Source organism: Cellulomonas sp. SLBN-39 (assembly GCF_006715865.1).
Lineage (GTDB): Bacteria > Actinomycetota > Actinomycetes > Actinomycetales > Cellulomonadaceae > Cellulomonas.
In genome coordinates this window covers 475,660-499,756 of the sequence record NZ_VFOA01000001.1, presented here as the reverse complement: position 1 = coordinate 499,756, position 24,097 = coordinate 475,660, and the positions used below count along the sequence as shown (strand labels likewise).

27 protein-coding genes and 1 pseudogene are annotated in these 24,097 nt (G+C 75.1%); 11 read left to right on the top strand and 17 right to left on the bottom strand.

The window, feature by feature from the left end:
- Positions 1–13: 13 nt before the first annotated feature.
- The gene (locus FBY24_RS02235) at positions 14–607 is read right to left on the bottom strand and encodes a hypothetical protein (RefSeq protein WP_142157682.1); all 594 of its coding nucleotides are present in this window, start codon (positions 605–607) and stop codon (positions 14–16) included.
- A 322-nt stretch (positions 608–929) separates the two neighbouring features.
- Here FBY24_RS02235 and FBY24_RS02230 point away from each other — a divergent pair, with 322 nt between their 5' ends.
- Entirely contained in the window at positions 930–1,928 is a 999-nt protein-coding gene (locus tag FBY24_RS02230) for an acetylxylan esterase (RefSeq protein ID WP_142157679.1), read from the top strand.
- A gap of 21 nt (positions 1,929–1,949) precedes the next feature.
- Here the strand turns inward: FBY24_RS02230 and FBY24_RS02225 are convergent, their stop codons facing one another.
- Positions 1,950–2,291 carry a hypothetical protein gene (locus FBY24_RS02225; RefSeq protein ID WP_142157677.1) on the bottom strand — a complete coding sequence of 114 codons (342 nt, stop codon included), beginning with the start codon at positions 2,289–2,291 and terminating at the stop codon, positions 1,950–1,952.
- Positions 2,292–2,530: 239 nt separating this feature from the next.
- On the opposite strand from FBY24_RS02225, the gene FBY24_RS02220 reads away from it, so the two are divergent.
- Positions 2,531–2,935: an FKBP-type peptidyl-prolyl cis-trans isomerase gene (locus FBY24_RS02220; RefSeq protein WP_142157675.1), complete on the top strand. Its 405-nt coding sequence runs from the start codon at positions 2,531–2,533 to the stop codon at positions 2,933–2,935.
- Positions 2,936–2,989: 54 nt separating this feature from the next.
- Here FBY24_RS02220 and FBY24_RS02215 read toward each other — a convergent pair whose 3' ends face one another.
- From FBY24_RS02215 to FBY24_RS02190, 6 genes are all read right to left on the bottom strand, one after another.
- Complete coding sequence (locus FBY24_RS02215; protein ID WP_142157673.1) at positions 2,990–3,817, bottom strand: FAD:protein FMN transferase; 828 nt, start codon at positions 3,815–3,817, stop codon at positions 2,990–2,992.
- Positions 3,814–4,359, bottom strand: coding sequence for an FMN-binding protein (locus FBY24_RS02210; protein ID WP_142157671.1), 546 nt, complete (start codon positions 4,357–4,359; stop codon positions 3,814–3,816). The genes FBY24_RS02215 and FBY24_RS02210 overlap by 4 nt, the downstream gene beginning before the upstream one ends.
- A gap of 6 nt (positions 4,360–4,365) precedes the next feature.
- The gene (locus FBY24_RS02205) at positions 4,366–5,802 is read right to left on the bottom strand and encodes a ferric reductase-like transmembrane domain-containing protein (protein ID WP_142157669.1); all 1,437 of its coding nucleotides are present in this window, start codon (positions 5,800–5,802) and stop codon (positions 4,366–4,368) included.
- 112 nt (positions 5,803–5,914) lie between these two features.
- Positions 5,915–7,186 (bottom strand): FAD-binding protein, encoded by a 1,272-nt coding sequence (locus FBY24_RS02200; RefSeq protein ID WP_142157667.1) that lies wholly within the window; start codon positions 7,184–7,186, stop codon positions 5,915–5,917.
- Positions 7,187–7,243: 57 nt separating this feature from the next.
- Positions 7,244–8,131, bottom strand: coding sequence for a type II CAAX prenyl endopeptidase Rce1 family protein (locus FBY24_RS02195; RefSeq protein WP_255432169.1), 888 nt, complete (start codon positions 8,129–8,131; stop codon positions 7,244–7,246).
- Positions 8,132–8,179: 48 nt separating this feature from the next.
- Complete coding sequence (locus FBY24_RS02190) at positions 8,180–8,650, bottom strand: MarR family winged helix-turn-helix transcriptional regulator (protein WP_142157664.1); 471 nt, start codon at positions 8,648–8,650, stop codon at positions 8,180–8,182.
- Between the two features lie 60 nt (positions 8,651–8,710).
- Between FBY24_RS02190 and FBY24_RS02185 the strand changes: the two genes are divergently transcribed.
- Complete coding sequence (locus FBY24_RS02185; protein WP_142157662.1) at positions 8,711–9,079, top strand: VOC family protein; 369 nt, start codon at positions 8,711–8,713, stop codon at positions 9,077–9,079.
- Positions 9,080–9,178: 99 nt separating this feature from the next.
- On the opposite strand, the gene FBY24_RS02180 is transcribed toward FBY24_RS02185, so the two are convergent.
- From FBY24_RS02180 to msrA, 6 genes and pseudogenes are all read right to left on the bottom strand, one after another.
- Entirely contained in the window at positions 9,179–9,463 is a 285-nt protein-coding gene (locus FBY24_RS02180; protein ID WP_222117195.1) for a hypothetical protein, read from the bottom strand.
- A gap of 55 nt (positions 9,464–9,518) precedes the next feature.
- Positions 9,519–11,072: an ATP-dependent DNA ligase gene (locus tag FBY24_RS02175; protein WP_142157657.1), complete on the bottom strand. Its 1,554-nt coding sequence runs from the start codon at positions 11,070–11,072 to the stop codon at positions 9,519–9,521.
- Positions 11,073–11,319: 247 nt separating this feature from the next.
- Positions 11,320–11,850, bottom strand: a complete 531-nt coding sequence (locus tag FBY24_RS02170; RefSeq protein WP_140459828.1) for a GNAT family N-acetyltransferase — start codon at positions 11,848–11,850, stop codon at positions 11,320–11,322.
- A 34-nt stretch (positions 11,851–11,884) separates the two neighbouring features.
- A complete protein-coding gene (locus FBY24_RS19330; RefSeq protein WP_255432168.1) occupies positions 11,885–12,106 on the bottom strand; it encodes an AAC(3) family N-acetyltransferase in 222 nt (73 codons plus the stop codon).
- A gap of 26 nt (positions 12,107–12,132) precedes the next feature.
- Positions 12,133–12,228 (bottom strand): annotated as a pseudogene (locus FBY24_RS19720) (AAC(3) family N-acetyltransferase); the annotation flags it as partial.
- Positions 12,229–12,634: 406 nt separating this feature from the next.
- On the bottom strand, positions 12,635–13,312 hold the full coding sequence (gene msrA / locus FBY24_RS02160; RefSeq protein ID WP_142157655.1) for a peptide-methionine (S)-S-oxide reductase MsrA: 678 nt from the start codon (positions 13,310–13,312) through the stop codon (positions 12,635–12,637).
- Positions 13,313–13,417: 105 nt separating this feature from the next.
- Between msrA and FBY24_RS02155 the strand changes: the two genes are divergently transcribed.
- Genes FBY24_RS02155 through ilvA form a run of 3 tightly spaced genes read left to right on the top strand, consistent with a single transcriptional unit; the run spans position 13,418 to position 17,168 of the window.
- On the top strand, positions 13,418–14,653 hold the full coding sequence (locus FBY24_RS02155; RefSeq protein WP_142157653.1) for a cystathionine gamma-synthase: 1,236 nt from the start codon (positions 13,418–13,420) through the stop codon (positions 14,651–14,653).
- Positions 14,654–14,712: 59 nt separating this feature from the next.
- Positions 14,713–15,963, top strand: coding sequence for an AI-2E family transporter (locus FBY24_RS02150; RefSeq protein ID WP_142163071.1), 1,251 nt, complete (start codon positions 14,713–14,715; stop codon positions 15,961–15,963).
- Positions 15,960–17,168, top strand: coding sequence for a threonine ammonia-lyase (gene ilvA / locus FBY24_RS02145; RefSeq protein ID WP_140459831.1), 1,209 nt, complete (start codon positions 15,960–15,962; stop codon positions 17,166–17,168). Before FBY24_RS02150 ends, ilvA begins: the two co-directional genes overlap by 4 nt.
- A gap of 66 nt (positions 17,169–17,234) precedes the next feature.
- Here ilvA and greA read toward each other — a convergent pair whose 3' ends face one another.
- Positions 17,235–17,720 (bottom strand): transcription elongation factor GreA, encoded by a 486-nt coding sequence (gene greA, locus FBY24_RS02140; protein ID WP_140459832.1) that lies wholly within the window; start codon positions 17,718–17,720, stop codon positions 17,235–17,237.
- A 204-nt stretch (positions 17,721–17,924) separates the two neighbouring features.
- The gene (locus FBY24_RS02135) at positions 17,925–18,329 is read right to left on the bottom strand and encodes a DUF4307 domain-containing protein (protein WP_142157651.1); all 405 of its coding nucleotides are present in this window, start codon (positions 18,327–18,329) and stop codon (positions 17,925–17,927) included.
- A gap of 95 nt (positions 18,330–18,424) precedes the next feature.
- Between FBY24_RS02135 and mca the strand changes: the two genes are divergently transcribed.
- Genes mca through FBY24_RS02120 form a run of 3 tightly spaced genes read left to right on the top strand, consistent with a single transcriptional unit; the run spans position 18,425 to position 20,584 of the window.
- A complete protein-coding gene (gene mca, locus FBY24_RS02130; RefSeq protein WP_142163069.1) occupies positions 18,425–19,288 on the top strand; it encodes a mycothiol conjugate amidase Mca in 864 nt (287 codons plus the stop codon).
- Entirely contained in the window at positions 19,285–19,713 is a 429-nt protein-coding gene (locus FBY24_RS02125) for a hypothetical protein (RefSeq protein WP_142157649.1), read from the top strand. Before mca ends, FBY24_RS02125 begins: the two co-directional genes overlap by 4 nt.
- A gap of 46 nt (positions 19,714–19,759) precedes the next feature.
- On the top strand, positions 19,760–20,584 hold the full coding sequence (locus FBY24_RS02120; protein ID WP_255432166.1) for a carbon-nitrogen hydrolase family protein: 825 nt from the start codon (positions 19,760–19,762) through the stop codon (positions 20,582–20,584).
- Between the two features lie 16 nt (positions 20,585–20,600).
- Here FBY24_RS02120 and FBY24_RS02115 read toward each other — a convergent pair whose 3' ends face one another.
- Entirely contained in the window at positions 20,601–21,347 is a 747-nt protein-coding gene (locus FBY24_RS02115) for a hemolysin III family protein (protein ID WP_142157647.1), read from the bottom strand.
- 189 nt (positions 21,348–21,536) lie between these two features.
- On the opposite strand from FBY24_RS02115, the gene FBY24_RS02110 reads away from it, so the two are divergent.
- Together FBY24_RS02110 and FBY24_RS02105 are read left to right on the top strand one after the other, a co-directional pair.
- Entirely contained in the window at positions 21,537–22,298 is a 762-nt protein-coding gene (locus FBY24_RS02110; protein ID WP_142157645.1) for an isoprenyl transferase, read from the top strand.
- Positions 22,299–22,595: 297 nt separating this feature from the next.
- Positions 22,596–23,972, top strand: a complete 1,377-nt coding sequence (locus FBY24_RS02105; RefSeq protein WP_370511019.1) for a PhoH family protein — start codon at positions 22,596–22,598, stop codon at positions 23,970–23,972.
- The last annotated feature ends 125 nt before the right edge of the window (positions 23,973–24,097 follow it).

Genomic DNA, 24,097 nt, shown 5'->3' with positions numbered 1-24,097 from the left:
ACCGACCGGGGTGTCAGAAGGTGAAGCGGTACGTCGTCGACGCGCTGTACCCGCCGGAGCCGGGCACGCTCACCGCGACGCCGACGTTGGCGGCCGACGCGGAGCCGGAGAACGTCCACGTGAAGTGCTCGTGGAACTCCCCACCGGCCGGCACCGACGGCGTGGTCCACGTGACCTGCCGCGCGGAGGACGTCGCCGCGGAGGAGACGACCGTGCGGGTGCCGTTCTTCACGACGAGGCCGACGTTCGCCGGGACCGTGAACCGGAAGGTCGCCTGCTTCGCCGTCGTGGCGGTGTTCTCGAAGTGGATGCCGCCGCCCTTGACGGGGGTGGTGCCGTCCTCGTCCTCGCTGATGACCTTGCCGGAGCCCACGGCGAACCAGGCGCCCGAGGGCGTGACCGTGTCGAAGACCTCGGACGTGTGGTTGTAGCTCTGGATCTTCGGCGAGACGGCGTTCGACGTGGCGACGACGTCCCACTCGCCGGTCTGCGCGCCGGTCGCCGCGGACGCGGGCGTCGCGACGGCGAGCGAGACGGCGGTGGCGAGCGCGGCGACGACCGCCAGGACGGAGCGGCGGCGCGTGGTGGGCGTGAGGGTGGTGCTCATGCGGTTCTCCTCGTGCGGGGCCCGTGGCGCGGTGCCGCGGGCGGTGGGCGCCGGCGTGCTCGCGGGCGCTGATGGGTCGTCTCGGTCAGGTGCGGACGCGCGCTGCGAGCTGGTGGCGGTGCCGCCCCGTGGGGTCGGACCAGCGCCCGGGCGTCGATCCCTCGCTCCTACCGGCGTCGCCGGAGTCGTGGTCAGAATGATTCTCATTACCGCCGGACGTCATCCTGCTGACTCCGTCCGCGCACGTCAAGGGCCTGCCGCGGGTCGCTAGGATCACCGCGCCCGGCGACGCGCGGCCGGGCCGGAACCCGGAGGACCTGCGATGGCGCTGTTCGACCTGCCCCTGCCCGAGCTCGAGCGCTACCTGCCCGCGCTCGACGAGCCCGACGACCTCGACGCGTTCTGGGCGTCCACGCTCGCGCAGGCGCGCCGCCACCCGCTGGAGCTGCGGCGCGAGCCGGTCGAGGCCGGGCTGCGGCTCATCGACGTCGAGGACCTCACGTTCCCCGGGTTCGACGGCGACCCGGTGCGTGCGTGGGTCACGCGCCCCGCGGGCTCGGCCGACGACGGCAGCACCCTGCCGGTGGTCGTCGAGATGGTCGGCTACGGCGGCGGACGTGGTCGCCCCCACGAGCGCCTGGCCTGGGCGGCCGCCGGGTACGTGCACGTGCTCGTCGACTCCCGCGGGCAGGGGTCGGGCTGGGGCACCGGCGGCGACACGCCCGACCCGCACGGCTCGGGCCCCGCGACCTCCGGCGTCATGACGCGCGGCATCCTCGACCCCGCCACGTACTACTACCGGCGGCTGGTCACCGACGGCGTGCGCGCCGTCGACGCGGCTCGCGCCCTGCCCGGCGTCGACCCGACCCAGGTCGCCGTCACCGGCGGCAGCCAGGGCGGCGGGCTGGCGCTGGCCGTGGCGGGCCTGTCCGAGGGGCTGGCCGCCGTCATGCCCGACGTGCCGTTCCTGTGCCACTTCCCCCGGGCGTTCGCGATCACCGACGACGACCCGTACGGCGAGGTCGTGCGGTACCTGTCCGTGCACCGCGACCACGAGGCGCAGGTCCTGCGGACCCTGTCGTACGTCGACGCCGTGCACCTGGGCCGCCGGGCCACCGCACCGGCCCTGTTCTCCGTGGCGCTGCGCGACACGGTCTGCCCGCCGTCGACCGTGTTCGCGGCGCACAACCACTACGGGACCCTGGCCCCCGCCCGGCCGGAGCGGACGATGCAGGTGTACCCCTACAACCGGCACGAGGGCGGCCAGACCGTGCAGCTCGAGGTCCAGCTCCGCTGGCTCGGGCAGGTGCTCGGCCGCTGACGGGGCGCCGCCCCGTCGGCGTCAGCCCGTGGCGCCCGGGCGGTCGGCCGCGGGCACGAGACGTGCCCCGTCGTCGGAGACCGCCACGAGGTCGCCCGGGCACGTCCGCCCGTCGATCTCGACCGTGCGGCCGTCGGCGTAGGTGACGACGACCGGGCCGGCGTAGCAGGTGGTGACGTCGAGGAGGCTCACGCCGCCGTCGGCCGTCACCGTGCTCGCCGTGTCCTCGGGACCGAGCCGGACCGTCACGTCGTCCGCGGCGTCGTTGGTGACGTCGACGGAGTCGCCGGACGTGCAGCCGGTGAGGGCCAGGAGGCCGATCGCGACCGCCAGGAACGCTGTCGTCCGAGGTGCTGCTGCCATCGTGGTGTCCCCCCCGCCCCCGCGGTCCCGGTCCAGGACCGCCTGGTCACGACCGTACGCGGGACGGCGTGGCCGCGACGGTGCGCCCGGTGACGATCGTGTGCAGGTCCGGCGCCAGCGCTGGGTGGCAGCGGGGGCGAGGGGCGGCACGACGTGGCCCGGGTCCGCGAGCGCACGCCGCACCGCCCGCGGCACGGCAGGATGGTCCGGCACTGTCATCCATCGAAGGAGTAGTCGACATGGCTGCAGCCCTGCCCGAGGTCTCGGGCCCCTACGGCACCAAGCCCGTCCTCACGTTCCCCGACGGCGCGCCGTCGGGCGAGCTCGAGGTCGTCGTCCTGAGCCGTGGCGACGGCGCGATCGTCGAGGCCGGCCAGGACATCGAGGTCCACTACCTCGGCCAGTCCTGGCAGGGGAACGTCTTCGACAACTCCTACGACCGCGGCTCGTCGATCAGCTTCGGCATCGGCGTCGGCCAGGTCATCGCCGGCTGGGACGAGGGCCTCGTCGGCCAGCAGGTCGGCTCGCGCGTGCTGCTGTCGATCCCGTCCCACCTGGGCTACGGCGACCGTGGCGTCCCGCAGGCCGGCATCAAGGGTGGCGACACCCTCGTGTTCGTCGTGGACATCGTCGGCGTCAGCTGACACCCGTCACGTCGGCGGCCGCCCCGCACCCGCGGGGACGGCCGCCGACGTGCGTCAGGGCGTCGCCCAGCGGTGCACGGTGCCGTCCGGCTCGACCAGCAGGCCCGACGTGCCGGGCAGCGCGTGCAGCCGCTCGCGCGCCCGTGCCGCGCCGAGGACCAGGGCGGTGGTGGCCCACACGTCGGCGCGCACCACCGACGACGCGACGACCGTCGCCTGCCGCAGCCCCGTCGCCGCACCGCCGCCCGGGATGCGCACGTGCTCGCCGCGGGCCGCGGTGCCGGACGTCGCCACCGCGCCGTCGCGCAGGTCCACGTGGCCGAGCAGGCGGGACCGGTCCTCGGGGTCCTCGACGCCCACCCGCCAGGGCAGGCCCGTGCGCGAGAGGACCGCGACGTCGCCGCCGGCCCCCACCGCGACGTCGCCGTCGACCTCGGCCAGCACGTCCAGCACCTGCGCGACCGCCCAGCTCTTGGTCAGGCCCGTCGGGTCGAACCCGTCGCGCCACCCCCACGCGTCGAACGCCCCGTCGGTCTCCTCGCGCGCCAGCAGGCAGCGGCGGTGCACCTCGCGCAGCGACCAGGGGGCGTCGGCGAGGGCGAGCTCGCCGCGGCGGTACCGCTCCAGGGCCGACCCGGGTCGGAACGGGCTGAGCTGCTCGTCGATCTCCGCGACGAGCGCGTACGCCCGGGCCACCACCTGCGCGGTGGCCTCGTCGTGGGCGTGCGGGCCGCGGACCCGCAGGCTCCACGGCATCGCCATGCGGTGCTCCACCCAGCCGCGGGCCGGCAGGTCCGCCGCCCGCCGCGCCAGGGTGTCGGCCTCCGCGCGGCGCGCGTCGTCGGCGAGCAGCGCGACCGGGATGTCGGTGGCCGCGCTCACGCCTGCGCCGCCTGGTCGAGCGCGGCCTGCAGGGACTGCGCGTACGCCTGGCTGGTGTACGTGGCGTGGGAGACCATCGCGATCCCTGCGTCCCCGGCCGCGGCGACGGCCTCCTGGTCGAGCGTGGGCATGGCTCCCGCCGCGATCTGCTGCGACTTGCCGTCGTTCGAGGCCTGGGCCCCGCTGACGCCGGTGACCGCGCCGCCGGTGACGGTCACGGTGACGGTGACCGCGCCGTACCGCATGGTCGTCGACGCCGTGTACGTGCCGTCGGCGAGGCCGCTGCCGGAGGTCGTGGCGTCGGCCGGTGCGGTGGTGGTGTCGGACGTGCCGTCGGCGGGCGCGGTCGTCGTGCCTGCCGACGGCTCCGGGGTGACGTCGCTGGTGGCGGACGGGTCGGCGGTCGGCTCCGTCGTCGACGTGCCGGCGGCGGTGCCCGCGGTCGCGTCGGTGGCGAGGGGCCGGTCGAGGCTGGTGGGGTAGGTGAAGAGGGCCACGAGGCCCGAGAGGGTGGCGAGGATGCTCAGGACGATGCGTCGCACGGTGGCCTACCAGACGTAGCTCTCGACGTGGATGCGTGCGGACGGCACGCCGGCGGTGCGCAGGTCGTCGACCACGTGGGCGGACCACGCGGGCGGCCCGCAGACGAAGACGTCGTGGTCGACGAGCCCGGGCACGAGCTCGCGCAGCGCCGCGGGACCACGGTGGTGGCCGAGGTTGCCCGGCAGCCACGGGGTGCCGGTGCGGGACCGCGGGCCCGGCAGGGTCAGCAGGCGCAGCCCGGCGTGGCGCACGAGGTCGTCGAGGTCGGCGCGCAGCGCGAGCTCGTCGTCCCGCCCGACCCGCACGAGCAGCGTGTCCGAGCCGGGCGTGCCCGCGTTGTCCTGCAGCAGCCCGACGAGCGGTGCGACGCCGGCGCCCGCGGCGATCCCGGCGATGCGGGGGCGGGTGCGGGTGCTCGTGGTGGTCCGCCCGTAGGGGCCCTCGAGGAGCACCCGGGTGCCGGGGCGCATCGCCGCGATGCGTGCACCGTCGTCGCCGGTGACGTCCATGGTGGTGCGCAGGCCCGCCGCGGTGGGCACCGCGGAGATGCTCAGCGGGTGCCCCCGCGTCCAGCCGGGCCCGGTGACGAAGCGCCACACGAAGAACTGCCCGGCCTCGACGCGCAACCGGTCCAGGTGGCGCCCCCCGACGACCACGGAGACGACGCCGGCGCCGTCGGGGCGCACGTCGAGCACGCGCAGGTCGTGCCGCCACGACGTGACCAGCGGGACGGCGACCCGGTGCACGAGCACGGCGCCGAGGGTCAGCACGTACAGGCCCCACCAGTACGTCGCGGCCCACGGGTGGGTGAGGAAGCTCGTGCCGGTCCACAGCTGGTGCGGCAGGGCCAGGCCCACGCCGAGGTACGCGTACAGGTGCAGCAGGTGCCAGGACTCGTACCGGACCCGGCGCCGCGCGGCGCGCACCGACAGCACGACGACCGCGACGAGCAGCGCGGTGCCGACGGCGGCCAGCAGCATGCCGGGCAGGGTCAGGGTCATCGAGACGAGCTCGGCGACGTAGCCGCGGCCCTCGAGCAGCGCGTAGGCGCCGGTGATGAGGCCGAGGTGGGCGATCATCAGCCAGAACGACGTGAAGCCCGACCACCGGTGCCAGGCGGTGAGCCGGTCCTGGCCGACGGCCCGCTCGACCCACGGCACGCGGGCCATGCCCAGCACCTGCAGGAGCAGGAGCGCGCTCGCCCACAGCCCGGTCAGCCGGCCCGTCGACGACAGGGCAGCGGCGGGCGTGCTGACGTCGAGGCCGCCGGAGGTCGACCACAGCGTCGTCACCACGGCGAGGTGGGCGACGACGACCACGGCGACCGCGTCGTACCACCACCGGCGTCGGACCGGCGGGCGCAGCCGTGCGGAGGTGGTGGGCGGGCGGGGCGCGGGCAGCACGTCGGGCGAGCCGGCGCGGGGGGCGTGCGTGGCGGTCATGGGGGCTCCTGGGGGGCGGGGCGACGATCTGAGGATCGGCGCGGAGCCCGGCGTCCCGCTGGAGACCGCCTGAGAAGAGCCTGTGGGCGGCAGAGATCACCCGCCCCGTCGATCAGTCGCGCAGCCCCGTGCGCCGCAGGAAGGCGTTGGTGAAGACCCCCTCGGGGTCGCGGCGGGCCATCAGCGCACGGGCGTCGTCCCACCGCGGGTGCACGGCGCGCAGCGCGTCCCCGGTGGCGGCGAAGAGCTTGCCCCAGTGCGGGCGTGCGTCGAACGGTGCGAGCGCGGCCTCGAGGACGGGCAGCGCGGCGTCGACCTCGGCCCGGCGCGGGTGCCACGTGAAGTGCAGGGCCACACGGTCCCCGCCCGCGGCCGTGGACAGCCACAGGTCGTCGCCGGCGACCGTGCGGACCTCGCTGACCTGCAGCAGCGGCTGCACGAGGGGGGCCAGGTCGCGGACGGCGCCGATCGCCGCGACGGCGTGCGCCCGGGGCACGAGCCACTCCGACTGCAGCTCCTGCCCCGCGCTCGGGGTGTGGTCGAGGCGGAAGTGCGGCAGCCGCTCGTGCCACGGCCCGGGCGCGCCGCCCTGCGTGGTGCACGCCGCCGGGTCGGCGCCCGGCACGGGGTGCACGGGGCCCGGTGCGCGGCGCGCGCCGGCCAGCTCGTCGCCCGGCTCCGGCAGCCGCCACGTCACGCCCGGGGGCACGCGGTGCTTGCGCCACACCTGCCCCACCCGGTCGCCCCGCCAGTCCGTGAACAGGCTGACCGACGCCGCCGACGACGTCAGGGCGTCGAACCGCTCCAGCGCCGTCGACCACGGCAGGTCCAGCCAGACCTCCTGCGCGACGTCGTACGCCGGCTCGACCGCGAGCGTGACGCGGGTGACGACGCCGAGCGCGCCGAGCGCGACGACCGACCCGGCCAGCTCGGGGTCGTCCGCCGTGAGCGTGCGCACCTGGCCGCCCGCGCCGACGAGCTCCAGGCCCCGCACGGCGGCCGCGAGGTTGACGGTCGTGTCGCCCGAGCCGTGCGTCGCGGTGGCCACCGTCCCGGCGACGGCGATGTGCGGCAGCGACGCCATCGTGTGCAGGGCCCAGCCCTGCGCGTGCAGGTCGCGGGCGAGGTCGCCGTACCGCACGCCCCCGCCGACCGTGACGGTGCGCGCGGCGGCGTCGACGACCGTCGGCACGTCGAGCCGGTCGAGCACGACGAGCGTGCCGGGGGAGTCCGCGAGGTCGCTGAACGAGTGCCGCGACCCCAGCGCCCGCACGTGCCGTGCCCCCGCCACGACCTGGGCGACCTCCTCGACGGTCCGCGGGTGGACGACCGGCCCGCCGGTGAACGTGTGGGACCCGGCCCAGGTGGTCAGGGCGTGCGTCATCGGGAGCCTCCTGGCGATGTCCGGCGGCGGTGCCGGCGTGGTGTCACGGACGGGTGGTCACGGGCGTGCGGGCGCGGTGACGAAGATGTCGAACAGCTCGGGGGTGTGCGCGTGCACGAGGACCATGAACACGAGCGCGTCGAACAGCAGGTGCACCACCAGCACGTACGTCAGCGACTTGGTCAGCGAGAACGTGAACCCCTGGATCAGCGCGAACGGGATCGTCAGCAGCGGCCCCCACTCGCGGTACCCCAGCTCCCACAGGAACGACACGAACACCGTCGCCTGCAGCACGTTCGCCGTCCGCAGCCCGAAGTGCCGGCGCAGCAGCGCGAAGACCGTGCAGATGAAGAACAGCTCGTCCCACGTGCCGACGGCGTTCACGCCCACGAACAGCCGCGCGACCTCGTCGCCCGTGACGACCGTCGGCCAGTTCTGGTAGGCCCCGGACGACAGGAAGTAGAACGGCAGCAGCAGGTACGCCACCCCGACGACGCTGACGAGGTAGACCCACTGCGTGCGCGTCCACCGCTTGCCGGTGCGCCACGGGAACCGGATGACGTCGTCCCCGAGCACGTGCCGCGACAGCACGAACGGCACGACCACCGCCAGTGCGAGCGCGATCGTGAACCGCACCATGCCCGCGTCGGACAGGTCCGCACCCAGCGGGATCGTGCTGACGATCCCCATGCCCGCCGCGATGATCATCAGGTCCGCACCGAGCACCCGGTCGACCGCCCAGGCCAGCGCGACGCCGACCAGCAGCGGCACGTACCCCACGGGCCGTACGTGCACGGCGAACAGCAGCACCGCCGACCCGCACACCAGCGCCGCCGACAGCACCCGCCACACGGACACCGGCACCCCTGCGGGGCGCGGCGTGGTGGTCTCGGGGCGTGCCGCCACGGCCGCGTCGGTGCTCTGCCCGTGCGCCGGCTCACCCATCCGCACACCTTGCCAGCAGCCTGGGGGTCTCACCACCGCGCGCCGGTGTCACGCATCGTCCGGCCCGGTCGGCGCCGGGCCGCGCAGCGCGCGGGCCATGCCGGTCAGGACCCGGAACGCGTCGGCCTGCTCGGCCTCGGTCAGCCCGGCCAGCATCCTCACCTCCACGGCGCGCACGGCCGCGGTGGCGTCCTGCAGCGCGGCCCGCCCCTGGGGCGTCAGCCGGGCGGGGAGCGACCGCCCGACGACGGCGCCCGCGTCCCGGGACACCAGGCCGTCGCGCTCGAGGGCCTGGAGCAGCACGTTCATCGTCTGGCGGGTGACGAACACGCCCCGCGCCAGGGCGGAGGCCGACAGCCCGGGTCGCTGGTCCAGCAGCTCGAGGCACGCGTACTGGGTGACCCCCAGGGCGAGGGGGCGCAGCGCGTCCTCCATGGCGGAGCGCAGTGCGCTGGCCGCCTCCTTGAGCACGTAGCCCAGCGAGGTGTCGAGGTCGATCCCGGTGCCATGGCGCTGCATGTCAGCATCCTGACATAGAGTGGTGCATGTCAGGTCCCTGACATCTATCTGAGGAGCACCATGCCCGCGACCGGCCCCGACTTCATCTCCCTCCAGGTGCGCGACCTCGCCGCCTCCCAGGCCTTCTACGAGCGGTACCTCGGCCTCGTGCGCTCACCCGCCGGGCCGCCCCACGCCGTCGTCTTCGACACCGCACCCATCGCCTTCGCGCTCCGCGACGTCGTGCCGGGCACCGACCTCGCCTCCGTCTCCCGGCCCGGGACCGGCGTCGCCGTCTGGCTGCACGCAACGGACGTCCAGGAGATCCACGACGCCCTGGCCGCCGACGGGCGCACGATCGTCTCCGCACCGGTGGACGGACCCTTCGGCCGGACGTTCACGTTCGCCGACCCCGACGGCTACCACGTCACCCTCCACGACCGCACCTGACCGCGCCGCCGACCCCGGACGTCCGGTCGCACCCGTGCGCCGTACCGCCAGGTCCCGGGCCGCCGACGTGTCCTCGGCCCGGGACGGCGACCCGTGCTGTCAGCGGTGCCCCTGCCGGTCCCCCCACCAGCGGTGGAGGGCGGCGGCGAGCGCGAGGTCGGCAGCGGGGTCGGGGTCCAGGCCGAAGTGGTCGACGCGTTCGCGTGCGACCCACCCGTGCAGCGCGTCGACGTCGGCACCTCGTCGGACCCGCTCCAGGAGCGGACGGATCATGCAGTCGTACTCGTCGGCAGCCTCGGGCCACTCGGCGACGCCGATCGCGTCCCATGTCATGAGCAGCGCGCGGACCTCGCTCTGCTCCACCTCGGCGTCCCGCTCGTCCACGACACCCATGGTGTCAGCCGCCCGCGTGCGACAGCGCCGGGACGTCGGCGTGCGGTCAGCCGTGGGGCAGCATCGCCCGCACCGTGCCGATGGTGTCGGCCTCGGCGGGCGTCTTGTCGTCGCGGTAGCGGAGCACGCGGGCGAAGCGCAGGGCGACGCCGCCGGGGTAGCGGGTGGAGCGCTGCAGGCCGTCGAACGCGGTCTCGACGACCTGCTCGGGTCGCAGGGTGACGGTCCACCCGTCGTCGGCGACCTCGAGCTCGCGGAACCGCTGCGTCTGCCAGGCCAGCATCTCGTCGGTCATGCCCTTGAACGTCTTGCCGAGCATGACGAACCCGCCGGTCGCCGGGTCGCGGGCGCCCAGGTGGATGTTCGAGAGCACGCCGGTGCGGCGCCCGGACCCGCGCTCGACGGCCAGGACGACCAGGTCGAGGGTGTGCCGGGGCTTGACCTTGACCCACGCGGCACCGCGGCGCCCGGCCTCGTAAGGGGCGTCCGCGGCCTTGACGACGACACCCTCCTGCCCGGCGGCGACGACGTCGGCGAGGTGCGCGGCGGCCACGTCCGGGTCGGACGTCACGACGCGCCGCACGACGTGCGGGGCGGCCACCGCGTTGAGGGCCTTCAGGCGTTCGCGCAGCGGGGCGTCCAGCAGGTCGTGGCCGTCGACGTGCAGGACGTCGAAGAAGAACGGCGTCAGGGTGGTCGTCGCGGCGACGTCGGCGTCACGGGTCGCGCTGCGCGACGCGGTCTCCTGGAACGGGCGGGGCCGTCCCTCGGCGTCGAGGGCCAGCGCCTCCCCGTCGAGCACGAGCGCCCGCGCGGGCAGGGCGCGCACCGCTGCGACGACCTCGGGCACGCGGGCCGTGATCTCGTCGAGGCTGCGCGTCCACACGCGCACGTCGTCCCCGTTCCGGTGCACCTGGATGCGGATGCCGTCGAGCTTGGTGTCGACGACGACGTCCGCGCCGGCCTCGGCCAGGCGGGCGACCGCGGTGGGGACGTCGGGCGCCGACTGCGCGAGCATCGGCCGGACCGGCCGCCCCACGGTCAGCGCGAACCCGCCCAGCGCGAGCCGCGCGTCGTCCGGGGAGGGCGCCCCGAGCGCTGCGACGGCCACCGCCTCGGTCTCGCCGGCGAGCATCGCGGCCCGCCGTACCACGTCCGCCTCGACGCCGGAGGCCTCGGCGACCGCGTCCAGCAGCAGCGCGTCGAGCGCCCCCTGCCGCACCTCACCGGTCACCAGTCCGACGAGCAGCCGCTGCTCGTCCGGTGTCGCGGCCCGCAGCAGCGCGTCGGCGGCCGACTGCCGCGCCCCGGCCGACCCCGGCCCGGACAGCGCGGCCATGCCCGCGAACGTCCGGTCCACGTCGAGCACGTCGAGCGACGCCTCCGCCGCGGCCGGTGGCAGCGTCGTCAGCGACCGCCACCCCAGCCCGGTGCGCCGCTGCCGCAGCTCCCCGCCCAGGTACCGCGAGACCACCGCGACCGTCTCCGGCCCGTCCGCCGCCGCGGCCCGCAGCGCCCCGGTCAGCACGGCCCGCTTCGCCAGCCGCGACCGCGTCGCGGCGACGGCGGTGGACGCAGCGGCGACCTTGACGAGCAGCACCCCGCCATCCTGCGCCGCCCCACCGACACCGGCGACCGCGACGAGCGGCGTACGTCAGGGCCGGGCCGCCCGGTCCTCCACCGCGATCACCTGTGCTCACGCGGGGCGGCGGTCCGGCCAGTGCTCGTCCAGGCCGTCGCTGCCCCACCGGCACGTCGTTGGGTGCGCACCTGGGCGTCGAGACCATCGTCCAAGCGGGAGCGGGTGATCTCCTCGGCGGCTCCGCGGAGCGCGGACGGAACCTGCGTCACGGCACCTGCGGATCCTTGGGGCGCAGCACCGAGTAGAGCGCCTGGTCGTGCCACCCGCCGTCGCGCCACTGCGCGCGCCGCAGAACTCCTTCGAGCGTGAAGCCGCAACGCTCCAGTGCGCGACGCTCCGGCACGTTGTCGACGTCCGTGAACGCCTGCACCCGTTCCACCCTCGTGCTGCTGAAGAGGTGGTCGACGAGCAGCGCCTGCGCGGCGGTGCCGATCCCCTGGCCGCGCCACACCGGGAGGATGGCGATCGCGAGCGTCCAGCAGGTGGACGTGGCCGGGCGCCCCCAGGCGCTCGGGAACCACTCCACCCGACCGGCGCAGTCGCCGCCGCACGTGACGGTCAGGACGCCGCCGTCCGGCCCGATGAGGCCGTCCTCGGCGAACCGGCGCCGGACCCCGTGGAACGACGTGAAGCCGAACCACTGGAACTCACCGGTCCCCTCCCGGGAGCTGAGCGCCGCCTCGAAGGTGGCCAGGTCCTGCTCCACAACAGCACGCAGCTGTACCTCGGTAGTCAACTTCTCGCTCTCCGGTCGTCGTCGATGCTGTTCGTCACCGGCAGTCCGTCGTCTGCCGGTGCGGGTCCGTGAACCGCGTCAGCTCGCGGTGCTCCGGCAGCCACCGGGTGGCGTGGTCGACGAGCTCCCGGAACGGGACCAGGCGGCACGGGGCCCGACCGGCCATGCCAGACATGACGCGGACCGTCGACCCGCTGCTCTCGCCGAGCTCGTCGACGTCGCCTTCCAGGCGACGAACTCCGGAACCTGCGCCCACCGTGTGCCTCCGTCCGGACGGCGGCCGACCGGGACGGGCCACCGACCGTACCTGCGTCCGGGGTAGTGCACACGGTACTCGGCGAGGTGGAGCGCGGTGCAGGTGGACCACGAGGTCCCGATCGTCAGGACCTGCGCGTCCAGGTCCCAGAGCCGGCCGAGCGGCCGATGTCACCACCTGCTGCCCGTCCGTGACCGCCGGTCCCTCGACGCGCAGGGCGAGGGTCCGCGGGGCCGAGCGTCGCCCCGGGCGGCAGGGCCCCGGCCGCGGACGAGAGCGTGGTGCTCGACACCGGAGACGATCTCGTGCCCCTCGACAAAAGCCTGGCGCTGCCACAAGGCGGCTGGCCCTGCCAGCCTGAAGCCTGAGGACGCTAGCCTGGCTGGTGAACGCCCCAGTGTCGCCTCTGATTCAAGCGCCTGGGGCTTCTTCTTGCCTTCGCGCCGCGCGCCAGCGGCATGGCCATCGATCTTCACGCCGAGCGCGCCCGGGACCTCAGCGGGAGGTCCCGGGCACGCGAGGGCAGGGTCAGGCCGGCGGGGCCGGGCAGGCGACGCCGGTGGAGTTGACCGGGCAGTAGCCGCCCGGGTTCTTGTCGAGGTACTGCTGGTGGTAGGCCTCGGCGTAGTAGAACGGGCCGGCCTCGTCGGCGCTGCGGATCTCCGTGGTGATGTCGCCGTAGCCGTTGGCCTTCAGCCGCGGGGCGTACTGCTCGCGGGTGGCGCGGGCGGCGTCGAGCTGCTCGGGCGTCGTGGTGAACACCGCGGAGCGGTACTGGGTGCCGACGTCGTTGCCCTGGCGGAAGCCCTGCGTGGGGTCGTGCTCCTCCCAGAAGTGGCGGAGCAGGTCGACGTCCGAGAGGCGGGTCGGGTCGTACGCGACCATCACGGTCTCGGTGTGCCCGGTGCGGGCGGTGCAGGTCTCCTCGTACGTGGGGTACGTCGTGAAGCCGCCCATGTACCCGACGGCGGTGGTGACGACGCCCGGCAGCTGCCAAGCCTCCTTCTCGGCGCCCCAGAAGCAGCCGGAGGCCAGGTACAGCACGCGGGTGCCCTCGGGCCAGGGGCCCTGGAGGGGGGTGCCGAGCACCGTGTGGGTGGCGGGCACCTCGTAGGCGTAGTCGTCGCGGCCCTTGAGCGCGCGGTCGGCGTCGACCATCTGCGTGCGGGCCGACGATCCGATGAGCAGGTCGTACAGCGAGGCCATCGTGGCTCTCCTTCCCCTCGTCCACCCGCTCCAACCGTGCGCACGGCCGCCGTGTTCCGCGCGTGCGGCGGCGCAGCACACCCCCGCAGCACCTAGCCTTGACCCGTGACGACCGACCCGTTCGACGCCGCCCACGACTGGACCACCGCAGGGTTCTCGACGCGTGCCATCCACGCAGGTCAGGACCCCGACCCCCGCACCGGGGCCGTGGTGCCGCCGATCCACCAGGTCTCGACCTACAAGCAGGACGGCGTGGGCGGCCTGCGCGACGGGTACGAGTACTCGCGCTCGGGCAACCCCACGCGGCACGCCCTGGAGGAGGCCCTCGCGGCCGTCGAGGGCGGCGCGGCCGGCTTCGCGTTCTCCTCGGGCCTCGCGGCCGAGGACACGCTGCTGCGCGCCGTGCTGCGGCCCGGCGACCACGTCGTGGTGCCGGACGACGCGTACGGCGGCACGTACCGGCTGATCGCGCGCGTGCTCGGCCCGTGGGGGATCGACCACACGCCCGTCGACCTGTCCGACCCCGACGCCGTGCTCGCGGCCATCGTGCCGGGCCGGACCAAGGCGATCTGGGTCGAGACGCCCACCAACCCCCTGCTCGGCATCGCCGACATCGAGGCGATCGCCGTGCACGCCCGGTCCGTCGGCGCCGTGCTCGTCGTCGACAACACGTTCGCCACCCCGTACCTGCAGAGCCCCCTCGCGCTCGGCGCCGACGCGGTCGTGCACTCCACCACCAAGTACGTCGGCGGGCACTCCGACGTCGTCGGCGGTGCGGTCGTCGTCGCGGACGGCGCCCAGCTGCCCGCGGGCCTCGTCGGCCCCACCGGCACCACCGCACTGCTGGACGCCGTGGCCTTCGGGCAGAACGCGTCGGGTGCCGTCGCCGGCCCGTTCGACGCGTGGCTGACCCTGCGCGGCCTGAAGACCCTCGCCGTCCGCATGGACCGGCACCAGACCAACGCCGCCGCGGTCGCGCAGATGCTCGTCGACCACCCCGGCGTCACGCACGTCCTGTGGCCCGGGCTGCCCGACCACCCCGGGCACGAGGTCGCCGCCCGGCAGATGCGCGGGTTCGGCGGCATGGTCGCCTTCCGTACCGGCTCGGAGGAGTCCGCCGTCGCGGTCTGCGGCGCCACCCGCGTGTTCACGCTCGCCGAGTCCCTCGGCGGCGTCGAGTCCCTCGTCGAGCACCCCGGCCGCATGACCCACGGCTCCGTCGCCGGCACCGCGCTCGAGGTCCCCGCCGACCTCGTGCGCCTGTCCGTCGGCATCGAGGACGTCGAGGACCTGCTCGCCGACCTGGAGCAGGCGCTCGCCGCCGCCGGGCTCGGCCGGTGAGCACCCCGACCACCCCCGCGCAGGACCTCACCGACGAGCCGCAGCCGCAGGGCACCCCTCTGCCCGCCCCCACGGTCCCGCCGGCCCCGACCGACCCCGTGCCGCCGTCCGTGCGGGCCGCCGCCGCGTGGTCCTGGCGGACCCTCGTCATCCTCGCGGCCGTCGCCGTGGGCCTGTGGCTCGTCACCGTGCTCAAGGTCATCGTCATCCCCGTGGCGATCGCCCTGCTGCTGACCGTGCTCCTCGCGCCCGTCGTCGACGCCCTGCACCGGGTGCTGCGCCTGCCGCGGCCCGCCGCGGCCGCGGTCGCGGTGGTCTCGCTGCTCGTCCTCGTCGGCGGCCTGCTCGCGCTCGCGGGCGGGCAGATGGTCCAGGGCATCGCCGAGCTGTGGGACCAGGCCGAGGAGGGCGTCGGGCAGCTCCTCGCGTGGCTCGCCGGGGCGCCGCTGCACCTGTCGACGAGCGACATCGAGACCTACCTGAGCAGCGCGCAGGACGCGATCGTCGGCAGCAGCGACCAGCTCGCGGCCGGTGCCCTGTCGGTCGGCGTGACCGTCGGGCACGTGTTCGCCGGTGCGCTCATCGCGGTCTTCTGCACCCTGTTCTTCCTGTTCGACGGCCGGGGCATCTGGGCCTGGACCGTGGGCCTGCTGCCGCGCGGCTCGCGCGAGCGCGTGCACCAGGCGGGTCGGCGCGGGTGGGTCACGCTCGGCGCGTACACGCGCACGCAGATCCTCGTCGCGGGCGTCGACGCCATCGGCATCGGTGCCGGGGCGGCGCTGCTGCAGCTGCCGCTGGCGGTGCCGCTGGCCGTCATCGTGTTCTTCGGCTCGTTCATCCCGTTCGTCGGGGCGATCGTCACAGGCTCCGTCGCGGTGCTCGTCGCCCTGGTCACGCAGGGCTGGGTCTCGGCGCTGATCATGCTGGCGATCGTGCTGGTCGTGCAGCAGATCGAGGGGCACGTGCTCCAGCCGTTCCTCATGGGGCACGCGGTGTCGCTGCACCCCGTGGCGGTGCTGCTCGTCGTGGCCGGCGGCTCGCTCGTCGCGGGCATCGTCGGGGCGCTGTTCGCGGTGCCGCTGGCCGCCGTCGTCAACACGGTCGTGCTGTACCTGCACGGGCACGACAAGTTCCCGCAGCTGGGCACCGACGACCACGTCGACGTCCGACCACGACGCCACCCCGTGCTGGACCGCGCGCTCGCCGCCGCCGCGGAGGAGGCCTCGGCCGACCGGGCGACGACGGACGCGCCCGCCGCGACCGGCCCGTCGACCCCGCCCGCGACCGGCACGGGGCAGGTGACCGCGTGATCGGCCCCCAGGACGTCCTCGACGCGGCCGCCCTGCTCGCGGGCGTCGCCGAGCCCACGCCCGTGCAGCGCAGCCGTGCCCTGTCCGACCTCGTGGGCGTCGACGTGTGGCTCAAGTGCGAGAACCTGCAGCGCGCCGGGTCGTTCAAGATCCGCGGCGCCTACGTGCGCATGTCGCGCCTGTCGCCGGAGGAGAAGGCGCGCGGTGTCGTCGCGGCCAGCGCGGGCAACCACGCGCAGGGCGTGGCCCTGGCCGCCGGGCTGCTCGGCATCGACGCGGTCGTGTTCATGCCCGTCGACGCGGCCCTGCCGAAGATCGCCGCGACCCGCGGGTACGGCGCGCACGTCGAGCTGGTGGGCACGTCCGTCGACGAGGCCCTCGTCAGCGCCCGCGAGCACGCCGAGCGCACCGGCGCGGTGCTGATCCACCCGTTCGACCACCCCGACATCGACGCCGGGCAGGGCACCGTCGCGCTCGAGGTGCTGGACCAGGTGCCCGACGTCGGCACCGTCGTCGTGCCCGTCGGCGGGGGAGGGCTGGCCGCCGGCATCACCGCCGCGCTGCACGACCGGCCCGACGTGCGGGTCGTGGGCGTGCAGGCCGCGCGGGCGGCCGCCTACCCGGCCTCGCTGGCCGCCGGCCGGCCGCTGCGGGCGCCCGAGCTGCGGACCATGGCCGACGGCATCGCCGTGGGCCTGCCGGGCGACGTGCCGTTCGAGGTGCTCGCGAGCCACCGCGTGCCGGTGCGGACCGTCTCGGAGGAGGACCTGTCCCGGGCCCTGCTGCTCGTGGCCGAGCGGGCCAAGCTCGTCGTCGAGCCGTCGGGCGCCGCGGCCGTCGCGGCCCTCATGGCCGACCCGGGCGCCTGGGCCGGCGACGGGCGTCCCGTGGTGTGCGTGCTGTCCGGCGGCAACATCGACCCGCTCGTGCTGCTGCGCGTCGTGCGGCACGGCCTGGCGTCGGCCGGCCGGTACCTGCACGTGCACGTGCGCGTCGAGGACGCACCGGGCGCCCTGGCGGGGCTGCTGCAGGACGTCGCGGCCATGGGCGGCAACGTCATGCACGTCGCCCACACCCGCACGGGCGGCGACCTGGCGCTCAGCGAGGTCGCGATCGACCTGCAGATCGAGACGAAGGGGCCCGAGCACTGCGGCACGCTCCTGCACGGGCTGCGCAGCGCCGGCTACACCATCCGCGAGGCCTGACCCCGCGCGTCCCGCACGACGACGGCGCCGCCCCCGAGGGGTGCGGCGCCGTCGTGGGTCGGTGCGTCAGCCGTGGAACGGGCTGGCCGCCGTGATCTCGACCGGGATCTGCTTGCCGTTCGGCGCCTCGTAGGAGGTCTTCTCGCCGACCTTGCGGCCGTTGATCGCCGAGCCCAGCGGCGACGTGGGGGAGAAGACGTCGATGTCCGCCGTGCCCGCGATCTCGCGCGAGCCCAGCAGGAACGTCATCTCGTCGCCCGCGACGACCGCCGTGACGACCATGCCGGGCTCGACGACGCCGTCGTCCGGGGGCGTGCCGATCTGCACGTTGCGCAGCTTGGCCTGCAGCTCGCGGATGCGGGCCTCCTGCTTGGCCTGCTCCTCGCGCGCGGCGTGGTAGCCGCCGTTCTCCTTCAGGTCGCCCTCGTCGCGGGCCGCCGCGATGCGGTCCGCGATCTCCTTGCGCCCGACGGACTCGAGGTGCGTCAGCTCCTCCTTGAGGCGGTCGTGCGCCTCCTGGGTCAGCCACGTGGCCGCGGTGGTGTCTGTCACGATCGCTCCTTTCTCGCACAGGGGTCGCCGCCGGTCTCCCGGCGGCAGGAACCCCGGTGGCGCGGACGGCGGGCGGTGGCGGGTGCGCGGACGGGAGCGGGTGTCACGGCGCGGTCGCGTCGACCAGTCGTACGACGCCGGACCGGGGCGGCGTAAACGACGACCCTACCAAGGCGGGGCCGTCGGCACCGGCCGTGCGGGGCCTCAGGGTGCGGGGTCGCACCCGTCGAGGGTGCCCGTGACGGCCTGCTCCACGGTCGGCACGGTCACGGTGACGCGCCGCGTCGACGTCGGCGACGTGGGCACGTCGACGTCCAGCACCCCGACCTGCGCGTAGGACTGCGACAGGGCCTGCACCCGGCACGTGGCCGCGGCACCGTCCCGCGTCGTCACCTCGAACGTCACCTGCACGGACGTCGCCGAGTCGACCGAGAAGCCGACGTCGCGCCACTGCACGGGGTCGGTGAGCACGCCGCGGCCCATCCAGGCGACCACGACCATCGCCGCCGCGACGAGCAGGGCGAGCGCCACGCGCTGGAGCCGGCGGCGGGCGTCGGTCGGCTCCGGGCCGTAGCGCCCCGCGGGCGGGCGTGGGGCCGGGACGGTCACGGGTCCTCCAGGTGCAGCCGGTGTGAGGGATCATTGTCTCTCGTCCCCCGACCTGCGACGGAAGGCCCCACGTGAGCTCGGACAGGCTGCGCCTCATGGCGGTGCACGCGCACCCCGACGACGAGTCGAGCAAGGGGGCCGCCACGACGGCCCGCTACGCGGCCGAGGGCGTCGAGGTCCTCGTCGTGACCTGCACGGGCGGCGAGCGCGGCGACGTGCTCAACCCCGGCTACGGCCCGGCCCCCGAGGGGCTCGAAGCCATGCGGGCGGTCCGCCGGCAGGAGATGGCGGCCGCAGCCGCGGCGCTCGGCGTGCGGCAGCAGTGGCTCGGGTTCGTCGACTCGGGGCTGCCCGAGGGCGACCCGCTGCCGCCCGTGCCGGACGGCTCGTTCTCCCTGGTCCCGCTGGAGGAGGCGTCCGCGCCGCTGGTGGAGGCCGTGCGCGCGTTCCGCCCGCACGTCATCACGACGTACGACCCCTCCGGCGGGTACCCGCACCCCGACCACATCATGTGCCACCGGGTCTCGGTCGAGGCGTTCGCCGCCGCGGGCGACCCCGAGCGCTACCGCGGCCGGGGCGAGCCCTGGACGCCGCTGAAGCTGTATTACAACCACGGGTTCTCCCTCGTGCGCATGCGGGCGGTGCACGACGCGCTGGTCGCGGCGGGCGTCGAGTCGCCGTTCAGCGACTGGATCGACTCGCGCCAGGCCCGTGAGGTGCCGGAGCGCCCGGTGACGACGCGCGTGGAGTGCGCCGACTACTTCGCCGCCCGGGACGCGGCGCTGCGCGCGCACGCGACGCAGATCGACCCCGACGGCTGGTTCTTCGCCGTGCCGCGCGAGGTCGAGCTGGCCACGTGGCGCACCGAGGACTTCGAGCTCGCGCAGTCCCGCGTGGCGAGCACCCTGCCCGAGGACGACCTCTTCGCGGGGATCCGCGGGACGGAGCACGCCCGATGAACCTGCTGCACCTGGCCCCGCACGTGCTGCTGCCCGCGGACGTCCTGCCCGGGCCCACCGTCACGCCCACGGGCGAGGGGTCGCCCGGGTTCATCGGCTTCGTCGCGACGTTCGCGCTCGCGCTGGCCGTGATCGCGCTGGCGGTCTCGATGAGCCGGCGCATGCGTCGCTCGCAGCACCGCTGGCAGCAGCGTGAGCAGCAGGGGGACGGCGGCGCGTCGGTGGTCGGCGGGCCGGCGGCCGCGACGACGGCGGCCGACGCGACGTCGGGCGACGGCCCGGCGCTGCACGGGTCCGACCACGGGCACGGCGGGGCCGCGACGCCCGACGCGTCGCCGTCGGCCGACGCGGGGGCGTCCGGCGGCTCGTCGGACGGCGGGTCGTCCGGCGGGTCCGACGGTGGTGGCGGCGGGGGCGGCGACTGATGCCGCGCTGCGGCCGGGCCGGCGACGCGTGGTCGGCGGGCGGCCGGTGAGCGCGCCCCCCGAGCGGCCCGCGGTGCGGGTCACGCTGGGCCAGCTCGTCGTCGGCGCCGACCGGCGCGCGAACCGCGACGTGGCGCGCGACGTGCTGCGCCGCGCGGCCCGGGTGCACGCCGACCTCGTGGTGCTGCCCGAGTACGCGAGCGCGTACGACACGCACGGCGTGGGCGCCGCCCTCGCCGAGCCCCTGGACGGGCCGTTCGTCACGATGCTGCGCGAGGAGGCGGCCCGCTCGGGTGCCGCGGTCCTCGCGGGCACGACCCTGCCCGCCGACGGTGACGACCCGCGCGCGGTCAACGCCGTCGTCGCCGTCGACGGCACGGGTGCCCTGGCCGGGGTGTACCGCAAGGTGCACCTGTACGACGCCTTCGGCCAGCGGGAGTCCGACCGCCTCGCGCCCGGGCCTGCGGACGCGGACCCGCTGGTGCTGGACGTCGCGGGCCTGCGGCTCGGCGTCATGACCTGCTACGACCTGCGGTTCCCGGAGTCGGCGCGCCGGCTGGTCGACGCCGGTGCGCGGGCGCTCGTGGTGCCGGCCGCGTGGGCGGACGGGCGGCTCAAGGCCATGCACTGGCGGACCCTCGCGGTCGCCCGCGCCATCGAGTGCACGAGCGTCGTCGTCGCGGTGGGGCAGGCGGGGCGCGGTGTCGTGGGGCGCTCGCTCGTGGTGGGCCCCGACGGGGTGGTGGGGCTCGAGCTCGACGACCAGCCGCAGGTGCGGACCGTGGACCTGGACGTCGTCGCGCTCGACGAGGTGCGCGCGCAGAACCCGTCGCTGGCCAACCGCCGGTACGCGGTCGTGCCCCGCCCCTGAGGGCGGGGCACGCCGGTCAGCGCAGCGCGTACGTCGCGATGGACACCGAGATGTAGTGGCACGTGAACCCGACGACGGTCAGCGCGTGGAAGATCTCGTGGAACCCGAACCAGCGCGGGGACGGGTTGGGCCGCTTGAGGCCGTACACCACGGCGCCGAGGGTGTACGCCAGCCCGCCGCCCGCGACGAGCCAGACGACGGCCGGCCCGCCGGTCTGCCAGAACTGGGGCATGAAGCCGACCGCGACCCAGCCCAGCGCGACGTAGATCGGCACGTAGAACCACCGCGGGGCGTTGAGCCAGAACACCCGCGCCAGCAGCCCGAGGATCGCCCCGGTCCACACGACGACCAGCAGCGTGCGCGCGGTCGAGGCGGGCAGCAGCAGGACCGCCAGCGGCGTGTAGGAGCCGGCGATGATGAGGAAGATGTTGGTGTGGTCGAGGCGGCGCAGGACGCCCGCGACCTTCGGCGACCACGTCCCGCGGTGGTAGACCGCGGACGTGCCGAACAGCATGACCGCCGAGAGGGCGAACACCGCGTTGGACCAGCGGGCGGCCGCGGTGGGGGACAGCGTGACCAGCACGATGCCCGCGGCCAGCACGAACGGGCTGATCCCTGCGTGGATCCACCCGCGCAGGAGCGGCTTGACGTTCTCCACGACGGCGCCGGCGGCCTCGCCGACCTTGTCGCCGACCCGCGACAGGCCGTCCTCCACGCCGCGGCGCAGGCCGCCGCCGTCGCGTCGTGCGGGTGTCGAGCTCATGCGGTGCCGTCCTTCGTGAGGAAACCTACGTCACCGTAGGTTATGCGAGCGCAGGTGACGGGCAAGCGGCCATCGTCCCGGGTCGGGCCTCCTGCGCCCGATCCTCGCAGGACCGACCCGGCCCCACCACACACCGGGCACGGGTACGGTGAGCGACGTCCACCGCACCCACGACCAGGAGGGGCACGCGTGCGTCTCCCGCACCCCTTGTACGGCCTGTACGAGCGCCGGCTCGCCGCCTCGCTGCCCCCCGAGCAGCTGCCGCGGCACATCGGCGTCATCCTCGACGGCAACCGGCGGTGGGCGCGCAGCAGCGGGGTCTCCTCGGCGCACGGGCACCGGCGCGGGGCGGACAAGATCGCCGAGCTGCTCGAGTGGTCCGAGGACGTGGGCGTCGAGGTCGTGACCCTCTGGATGCTCTCGACCGACAACCTCGAGCGGGACAAGGTCGAGCTCGGCCACCTGCTGACCGTCATCGAGGACGTCGTCGGGGAGCTCGCGCAGGCCCAGCGGTGGCGCATCCAGCCCGTCGGTGCGCTCGAGATGCTCCCCGAGCGCACGCGTGACGCGCTGCGCGCCGCGCAGGCCGCGACCGCCGACGTGCAGGGGCTGCACGTCAACGCGGCCGTCGGGTACGGCGGCCGGCACGAGATCGCGGACGCGGTCCGGTCGTTCCTGCGCCACCACGCCGGCACCGGCTCGAGCCTGGACGACCTGGCGGAGATCTTCGACGTCGAGCACATCGCCGAGCACCTGTACACCAAGGGGCAGCCCGACCCCGAGCTCGTCATCCGCACGTCCGGCGAGCAGCGGCTCGGCGGGTTCCTCATGTGGCAGAGCGCGCAGTCGGAGTTCTACTTCTGCGAGGCCTACTGGCCGGACTTCCGTCGCGTGGACTTCCTGCGGGCCCTGCGCTCCTACGCCCAGCGCGAGCGTCGCCTCGGCCGCTGAGCCCGCGTGAACAGCGTGTGACATCTTGATGACGCGTGGCGCGCGTAACACCCGCTGTCGGTGCGCCGGGTTACCGTCGCCCCGAGGACGACGCCCCGTCGTCCCGGGAGGCCAGCCCATGGAGCACCTGCTCCGGGAGGAGGGCCGGACCGGCCCTCGGCCGGCCGACCTCGTCCCGTCGCCTGATGCCGGCCCCGGCGCGTGCCGCCGAGCCGGCAGGAGACGCCCGACTCGGCGCTGACGCGCCGGAGGGAGCTCGCCGTGGACCAGACCCAGCAGCACGCACCCGCAGCCGACGTGGCGACCGGGCGGACGCCCGCCGGCACGGCCCCGTCCCCGGTCCCCGACGACGTGCGCCAGACCTTCGTCCTCGACACCTCCGTCCTGCTGTCCGACCCCCGCGCGCTGCGCCGGTTCGCCGAGCACGACGTCGTCCTGCCCGTCGTCGTCATCACCGAGCTCGAGGCCAAGCGGCACCACGCCGAGCTCGGCTACTTCGCCCGGTCGGCGCTGCGGATGCTCGACGAGCTGCGCGTGCAGCACGGCCGCCTCGACGCCCCCGTCCCCGTGACCGACGTCGGCGGCACCCTGCGCGTCGAGCTCAACCACGTCGACGACCAGGTCCTGCCCTCCGGCTTCCGGCTCGGCGACAACGACACCCGGATCCTCGCGGTCGCGGCCAACCTCGCCCGCGAGGGCCACGTGGTCACGGTCGTGTCGAAGGACCTGCCGATGCGCATCAAGGCGTCCGCGGTGGGCCTGCGCGCCGACGAGTACCGCCACGAGCTCGCCGTGGACTCCGGGTGGACCGGCATGGACGCGATCGACCTCACCGAGCAGCAGATGGCCGACCTGTGGGAGCACGAGTCCGTGCCGCTCGCGGAGGTGCCGGCGCCCGCGTCGGCGCTCGCGGGCAGCCCCGGCGACCTGCCGTGCCACACCGGCCTGGTGCTGCACAGCCCCCGCGGCTCGGCGCTCGGGCGGGTGACGCCCGACAAGCACGTGCAGCTCGTGCGCGGCGACCGCGACGTCTTCGGGGTGCACGGGCGCTCCGCGGAGCAGCGTGTCGCGATCGACCTGCTGCTGGACGAGTCGATCGGCATCCTCTCGCTCGGCGGCCGCGCCGGGACGGGCAAGTCCGCGCTGGCGCTGTGCGCGGGCCTGGAGGCCGTGCTCGAGCGGCGCCAGCACCGCAAGGTCATGGTGTTCCGGCCCCTGTACGCCGTCGGCGGCCAGGACCTCGGCTATCTGCCCGGTTCCGAGGCCGAGAAGATGAACCCGTGGGCGCAGGCCGTCTTCGACACCCTCGGGGCGCTGGTCAGCAAGGAGGTCGTCGAGGAGGTCCTCGACCGGGACCTGCTGGAGGTGCTGCCCCTGACGCACATCCGCGGGCGCTCCCTGCACGACGCGTTCGTCATCGTCGACGAGGCCCAGTCGCTGGAGCGGAACGTCCTGCTGACGGTGCTCTCGCGGATCGGGCAGTCGTCGCGGGTGGTGCTCACGCACGACGTCGCCCAGCGCGACAACCTGCGCGTCGGCCGGCACGACGGCGTCGCGGCCGTCATCGAGGCGCTCAAGGGTCACCCGCTGTTCGCGCACGTGACGCTCACGCGGTCGGAGCGCTCGCCCGTCGCGGCCCTGGTCACCGAGCTCTTCGAGGGCATCGAGGCCTGACCGGCGGGTGCCCTGGCGCCGGACGTCCGCGGCCTGTCCTGGGATCGGTCCCAGGGCGGGCCGCCCGCGTGACGGTGCTCTTCCGCGCGGTGCGTTCACCCGATAGTGTCCCGCCTCGCAGGCTG